We start from the raw sequence: 6,483 nt of genomic DNA on the forward strand, positions 1-6,483 counted from the left end.
CTATTAAGTTACATTCAGTTCCTTCTTAAAAGGTTGCATTTTACTTCCACCAATTTGGATAAGACTCCCACCACTCTTCTGCCTCTTTCATAGATTCTTTGATCTGTAGAGCAACTTCATTCGTGGTATCTTCATTGAACTCGAACATGACCTTATCATGACCACCTAATCGGTGACGATGCCAACCATAAGAGGGATTTCCAATATTATAAACTTTCATCTTATTTGGTGGACGAAATTCTCCAGAAATACTTGTGAATCCTTCTGGAGGGCATTTTGAAATTTCGATATATACGACGCCTCCCCACATACTAAATTGGAACATTAATAAATCAGCACGTTCTTCCGTTTTTCGATAAAAGTGCGGAAATGATCCTTTGAATCCTTTTTCTCTTAATGCAGGAATGACTACATTTTTTAACGAAACTATCATCGCATCTCTTTCCAAAGACAAACAAATGCACCTCCAATACAACTCTAATGAGAATCCAAGGGGAATCTACATGAATGTAACTTAATTCACATTAAGTTACATTCAGATTCAGTAAAAGATTTCTACGAAGTTCTTTTTTTAACGTGCTTAGGCAAAAACAAAGAGCTACTACCCATTAATATTCCTCCCAGGACTGCAAGAAATACACCAACTATAATCCATGTTGTAGTTAAAAAAGTGGATACATAAATTCCTGTAATAAGAAATAATAAGCCTATGAACATACATGTTAGTAGCTTCCCCATCTTTTACCCTCCAATACATATTTTGAATGTAACTTAACTGCACATAAGTTACATTCAAAACCTAGTCTTTGCCCCAAAACTTCCATTTGGATTTTGCCGGGGCTTTTTTCAATTCGTCCAGATCGGTTTGCAGCTGCTGAACGATGGCCAAAAGCTGTTCTTCCCGTTCCTGGCTCTTTTTCAATTCGTTTTTTAGGTCCGCAAGGACTTCCGTATGGTCTACCGGATCCGGCAATTGTTGTTTTGGCTGCTGTTGCATGAGTTGCTGCAGCTCACTGATTTTTTGGTTCTGCCCCATCAGCAATTCGACAATCTGGTTAAGAGACTGCGGAGCAACCACCAAATCTGTATCGATACGCTTTACTTCGCCCCCGAACCGGTCCAATAATTTAGCCTCAACTTCTTCAAAATCGGTTCGCTTAATTCCTTTTGCTCGCTGCGCTTGAATGGTTTCGGCAATCAGCTGGATCCGTTCCACTTGTTCTTCGGTGTAAACTCGTTGATGATTCTGCCTGGGGTCTTTTACGACTTCTCCAAGCCAATCCCGTTTTTCCCATTCCCGAAGTTGATGGGCTTCAAGATTCAGCTCTTTTACCAGCCGACTGATTGGAATATGCATATTTTCACCCCTTAAATTTAGCCTTAATTAAGTTTAAATGTAGCTTTATTTTATGCTTCTTTTAGGCTGAAAGATACTGATTTAACAGCATTTCTAGAAAAAACAAAAAAGAAGATGCTACAAGCCAGCACCTTCTCCATTTTCTATTATCGGACTTCCGATAATTCGGGATATGTAAACTGGTTTTTTAATCCCTTTCATTCCAATCACTTCTAGCAATAGAAATTTCCATATGTTTTATTCTCAGCAAGGGTAAGACTGCTTAGTCAAAATAGTTCTTGATAAGCTCCATTTGCACATTCGGATTCACAGTGTGCTCGTCAGATTCATCAAGAAACACCTTTGCCTGAAGTTCCTTCATATAGTAACCCGTAGTGAACCCGATATCATCGGCAACATAGCCGATGATTTTTCTCATGGCCTGATTATACCTTTCTCGATTCTCTTCTGAAGTGCTGTCTTCTCCATCCTCTTTTGAAGTGTAGTCAATCACACCAATCAGCGTTTTTATGCCTGCTAGTATCATGGCCATTTCTTCTGTTTCATCGCTCTTGATCTCTACCTGTACGGCATATTCCCCTTTACTAGTTAAACGAGATTGGACCATGTAATCCTTTTTTTTCATCTTTCTTCCCATCCTTCCAGTTATGACTGGTTTAGCAGCAGTCTTCTGTCTCTCCATTCTACCACCTATCCGAAAAGTGGAAAAAGGCATTCAGCTGCCTATCCATTGTTTAGGAAAGTCAATAGCCATCCATGGGTGGTATTTCCATAAAAGAGCTTCCCAATTAAGATGATGCTGTATAATGAATGCAGAAGAAAAGAGTGCCTAGAAAACTTACCTTGAAAGCGGGTGCCAGATGTTTGTTGTCGATGATTACATCGCTTTAGTATCCAGTAATTTAGCGGAGAAGGATGACCTTTTGCTCGCGTACCTTCGCAAGGTCCGTGAACTGGAAATGTCGCCGGATGTAAAGAATCTCCTGTTTACCCTCTACATCGAACCTTCCAGGTTCGAACTCATTTTTGTTCTCTTTGCGTATGATAACCACGCAAATGAGGTAATGGGACTCTCAGAAGGCGGGAATTTCGTCAGCAGTGTGTCTTCACAAGAGATCCCTTACCTTTCCCTGTCCAACTCCGAATTCAAGGAGTATGAGGAGTTTTATGAAGAACATGAATGGGAAATTGACACCAAACGGCAGGAAGTCTTTTTTAGCTGGTTCCTTGCCAACTGGAAAGTTGGGGGACAGGCCCAACATCCGATGCCGATGTACTTGCAAATCCACGATGAGGGACGGACGCTGGACCTAAAGCAAGAAAAGTGGATTTCTTCCGAAGAAATATGGAAAGGATAATTCCTTTAAAAAAGAACGTTCGCAAATGTGACTATCCACATTGCGAACGTTCTTCTATTTCAAGCTAAATTTCTGAACGAATGATTGCTATTTTTTCATTTTTCTCTATTTATTTTTATATCCGAAGGCGACAAAAATATTCCAGTCACCACCCCGCTTTTGGGGTGGTGTATAACTGGGCACTCCGGAATTTTGGCTGCTGCCGATCGGCTTGAAAATCCCGTTGTTCTTTTTCTGGAAATGTTCGGTCCGGTTCAAAAACGAAATTCAAAACAACGGGATTCACGGCGAGTGCCCATTTACACGCAGTGATTTTTTTCAAAAATAACGGCGCCGTTTTGGGTTTCCTGCAGGGGCTAACGAGCAATATGAAAAATCACCAATCAACGAAAAAGAGTCGGAAGAGCATAAGGAAAACGTGCCCCCATTTTCAATGGGCGACGAGGCAGAGCCTCGTGTTGGAATGGGGACACCGAAATTGCCTTTTGGCACAGGTTTGTGCCAGAAAAAAAGGGCATTGGCACAAGTTTGTGCCATTTTTTTTGCTCATTGGCACAACTCTGTGCCACTTGTTTTGAATCCGTAAGAGTTCGTTTTGACTTTCAACATTTCATTTTTTCGGTGCGGTTTTTTTCAAAAAAAGAATCGTTTTTTTATCGGTTTTTATTTTTTTCTGGTGGTCCGGCAGCCAAAAAGAGGTGCCTCCATGTGGAGGCAAATGGCTTTTTTAAGGGCCTCCACGTGGAGGCATCTAACCCTTTTTCGTGATATCACCCAAACCCCAGGCTCCGCCTGGGCTAGCACCGAAAGTGATAGCAGTTTTCCCTTATGCTCTTCGCAATCTTTTTTCAGGATTCGTGATTTTTGTGATTGTCCACTAGCCCCTGCAGGAAACCCAAAACGACGCAGCGACCTTTGAAAAAGGAGGTGCGTATAAATGGGCACTCGCCGTGAACTTTTTTTCCTTTGCGTTCTCAAATCGGTTTCCAAAATGAACGGTCCGGAAAAAAAGAACGGACGATCCGAACACCAAGAAAGGCACAAAAAAAATCCCGACGGACGTTCTGTTTCCAGAAAAAATCCGGTCGGGATTTTGATTTTCGTTACGAAGTGGGCGTGTCTTTCTTTGAAAGCCGTTCTTTTTTTTCGGCCAACTTTTTCAGTAGTTGGTCTTTCTCTTTGGTGAGTTTGGGATTCGGTTCGGCAGCTTCTTGCGGTTCATCTTTGGACGTGAACCACTCCGGCAATTTCTCTTGCCGTCCGATGTGACGCTCCTTCATTGGCTGCAGATCGGCGAACGTAATCTGCCCTCCGGCTTCATGGATCTCCCACGCCGAGGTGATTTTGGATTTGATAAACCCAAGGGGATTCTTGACGGTTTTTTCCTCGTTGACGTAACGAATCAGCCATTCCAATTCCTGTTTGGCATCATCCTTCCAGATGAGCGAAGCACCTTGGTGCAGCTGTGCAAAGAACGCTGTATCAAATTGATAACCGGTAGCTAATTCATTTAATCGTACTCGTAATTTATCTGTTTTATCGAAATTTCCAACTGATTTTGCTTTCTTTTCAAGGTTCGGTAGCTGAATTTCCTTTTCCGGAGAATGTTTGATTGAAAATTTTATTTTTTCTACGCTTCTTCCTTTTTTTATCTCTTTCAATTCAATGTTTAAATCTGTTTTTTTATTTAGTTCAGTGACAGCTGACTTCAAAACTCTCGCATTAAAATTTGCATACCTAGGGTATTTCCCTGTTTCTACGCCAAGTTTTTCTCTAAGATTTTTAATTGAACAAGTCCATTCTCCAAGATGCTGCCATTTCTTCATTAGTTCATACAAACGAATAGCATAACTACTTTTCAAAGATAAAATATTACTCAATTTATATGACGTAAAGGCATTTTTTAACTGGAGAAGGTAGGGTTTGAGGTCCGGAGCAAATCGTAATTGAATCATCCCAGAGCCATCTATATATTCAGCCCTTGAAACCCAATGAGTCATAACCCATCCCCCATTTTCCGATGGAATCTCCACTACTTTTGACATTAAGTCCTCTACAATTTTTTTAAGTTGAGTGTAATGTTCTCGTCCTTCTAGACCCAGCATTTCATGAAACTCCTTAACAGAAATTACATAGTCTTTAAAATCTTCATCGGTCGGTTCGATCATGCTAACCATAGTAAGAATAATCTTCTGTTCTCTTGCAGTTAAGGGCTTTTTCTGACGTGCTTCGATTAAATTATTTCCTTGAGTAACTAAATAATTCTCTTGCATGAAATCCCCTTCCGGTAACTTTATATTTTTTTGTTACTTTTTTTAAAATTAAACTTCATTTTAGGCCTTGTCAACAAAATTAAGTAACGCTTTTTGTTTATTTGTTACCTTTTGAATCAAAACTGTTACTTCTTGAATCAAAACTGTTACCTTGATGAATCAAAACTGTTACCCTTTGAATCAAAACTGTTACTTCTTGAATCAAAACTGTTACCTTTCGTCTCTTTAAACCCAGTCATACCAAGGGCTCAGACCCTCTCTAAAACAGTTAAAACAAAGTAATAAACAAAGTAATTAAAACACCAACAACACGCGTACGCGCGCGAGAGAAAAAATAATGGTGGTGGTGGAATAAATGGGACCAAAAGTGTGGCATTTAAAAAATAAGAGAAAAACCCGTTTCTAGAAAAAGACAGGGCGACCCTCTGCCTATCATCCCGTTTAAACGCCCAGAAAATACCCCAGAAGCTTTTGGAAGGTTGAAATCGAATACATCCAAACAAATCCATTTAGGAGGGCTTAAAACCCCCTTGAACGCCTTTTTTAACAATATAAAACCCCCGCAGAATAAATCTGGGAGGGTTACAGGCGAAATGTCTTTAGATTGCTTTCGATCTGTTCGTCCGTGATGCCGATGTAACGCAACGTGATCTGCGGATGGGCATGGTTGAGGATATTCTGCAGCTCGGCGATGTCCCGAAACTGCTTGTAATGCCAGTAGCCGAATGTCTTGCGCAAGGTGTGCGTGCCGATGCCATCCGGCATATCGACCATCTGGGCCGCTTTGTTGAGCTGTCGGTACGCTTGGACCCGTGTGATGGGATTTTGCCCCTTACGGCTTGGAAACAGCCATTCTGTGCCGTTTAACGTGTTGATGTAGGCGTTCAGCTCGTCGTAGATGTTGCCGAGGTGAATCGTCCGGCGTTTGCCGGTCTTGCCTTCTCGAAGTGACACCACGTGTTTGCCCTGGATCTCGCTCACTTTGATGTTTAACAGGTCCCCGACCCGCAGCCCCGAATTGATGCCCAGGAGAAACAGGACATAATCCCGTTCGCCGCACCATTTCTTCAAGCTCCATTTCATGTCCTCAATCCGGTCCAATGAACGGATCGGCTGCACGTCTTTGATTTCGGTTTGCTTGTTCATGGGTGGCTCCTTTCTTTCGGCTGCAGGAGCCAAATCACGGTCGTCGCAAACAACGCAAAGAGGATCCGAGACAGCCAGTTCGAGAAATCAGTGAAAAATGTGACGCCAACAAACAGCAGGAAAATCAAGATGTAGCGCATCAACATAATTAACGGCTCCTTTCTGTTGGTTGCTGAAGAGATTTATTTCTAGAAAAAACGTATGTAACGAACTACTCAAGGCATTCCGGCCAAAAGAAAAAAGAGCGCCGCCAAGGAAAGACGAGCCCAGTAAAATCAACGTTTTGAATGTATCTTTTTTTTTAGTAAAATCAGTTTGCTCGTTTTTTTCTCGGAAGTCAATGGAATCA

At 41.6% G+C, this 6,483-nt stretch carries 7 protein-coding genes; 1 reads left to right on the forward strand and 6 read right to left on the reverse strand.

Annotated elements, in window-relative coordinates; genetic code table 11:
• Window positions 1-40: 40 nt before the first annotated feature.
• The 3 genes from QMA01_RS17995 to QMA01_RS18005 all read right to left on the reverse strand — a co-directional run bounded on the left by QMA01_RS17995 (window position 41) and on the right by QMA01_RS18005 (window position 1,982).
• The gene (locus QMA01_RS17995) at window positions 41-454 is read right to left on the reverse strand and encodes a DUF4304 domain-containing protein (protein ID WP_084245871.1); all 414 of its coding nucleotides are present in this window, start codon (window positions 452-454) and stop codon (window positions 41-43) included.
• Between the two features lie 345 nt (window positions 455-799).
• Window positions 800-1,357: a MerR family transcriptional regulator gene (locus tag QMA01_RS18000; RefSeq protein WP_290215606.1), complete on the reverse strand. Its 558-nt coding sequence runs from the start codon at window positions 1,355-1,357 to the stop codon at window positions 800-802.
• 262 nt (window positions 1,358-1,619) lie between these two features.
• Window positions 1,620-1,982, reverse strand: a complete 363-nt coding sequence (locus tag QMA01_RS18005) for a hypothetical protein (protein WP_290215607.1) — start codon at window positions 1,980-1,982, stop codon at window positions 1,620-1,622.
• Window positions 1,983-2,217: 235 nt separating this feature from the next.
• Here QMA01_RS18005 and QMA01_RS18010 point away from each other — a divergent pair, with 235 nt between their 5' ends.
• Window positions 2,218-2,715: a hypothetical protein gene (locus QMA01_RS18010; RefSeq protein ID WP_290215608.1), complete on the forward strand. Its 498-nt coding sequence runs from the start codon at window positions 2,218-2,220 to the stop codon at window positions 2,713-2,715.
• Window positions 2,716-3,818: 1,103 nt separating this feature from the next.
• On the opposite strand, the gene QMA01_RS18015 is transcribed toward QMA01_RS18010, so the two are convergent.
• The 3 genes from QMA01_RS18015 to QMA01_RS18025 form a co-directional block, all read right to left on the reverse strand.
• A complete protein-coding gene (locus tag QMA01_RS18015) occupies window positions 3,819-4,988 on the reverse strand; it encodes a replication initiation protein (RefSeq protein WP_290215609.1) in 1,170 nt (389 codons plus the stop codon).
• 582 nt (window positions 4,989-5,570) lie between these two features.
• Entirely contained in the window at window positions 5,571-6,134 is a 564-nt protein-coding gene (locus tag QMA01_RS18020; protein ID WP_290215610.1) for a site-specific integrase, read from the reverse strand.
• 87 nt (window positions 6,135-6,221) lie between these two features.
• A partial coding sequence (locus tag QMA01_RS18025) for a hypothetical protein (RefSeq protein ID WP_290215611.1) occupies window positions 6,222-6,483 on the reverse strand: 262 nt, incomplete at its 5' end.

The sequence above is a fragment of the Planococcus notacanthi genome, from assembly GCF_030407825.1.
GTDB classification, from domain to species: Bacteria; Bacillota; Bacilli; order Bacillales_A; family Planococcaceae; genus Planococcus; species Planococcus notacanthi.

Coding starts and splice junctions, on each gene's coding strand:
- QMA01_RS18020 (WP_290215610.1), bottom strand. CDS start 6,134: ATGAACAAGCAAACCGAAATCAAAGACGTGCAGCCGATCCGTTCATTG.
- QMA01_RS18005 (WP_290215607.1), bottom strand. CDS start 1,982: ATGAAAAAAAAGGATTACATGGTCCAATCTCGTTTAACTAGTAAAGGG.
- QMA01_RS18010 (WP_290215608.1), top strand. CDS start 2,218: ATGTTTGTTGTCGATGATTACATCGCTTTAGTATCCAGTAATTTAGCG.
- QMA01_RS18015 (WP_290215609.1), bottom strand. CDS start 4,988: ATGCAAGAGAATTATTTAGTTACTCAAGGAAATAATTTAATCGAAGCA.
- QMA01_RS18000 (WP_290215606.1), bottom strand. CDS start 1,357: ATGCATATTCCAATCAGTCGGCTGGTAAAAGAGCTGAATCTTGAAGCC.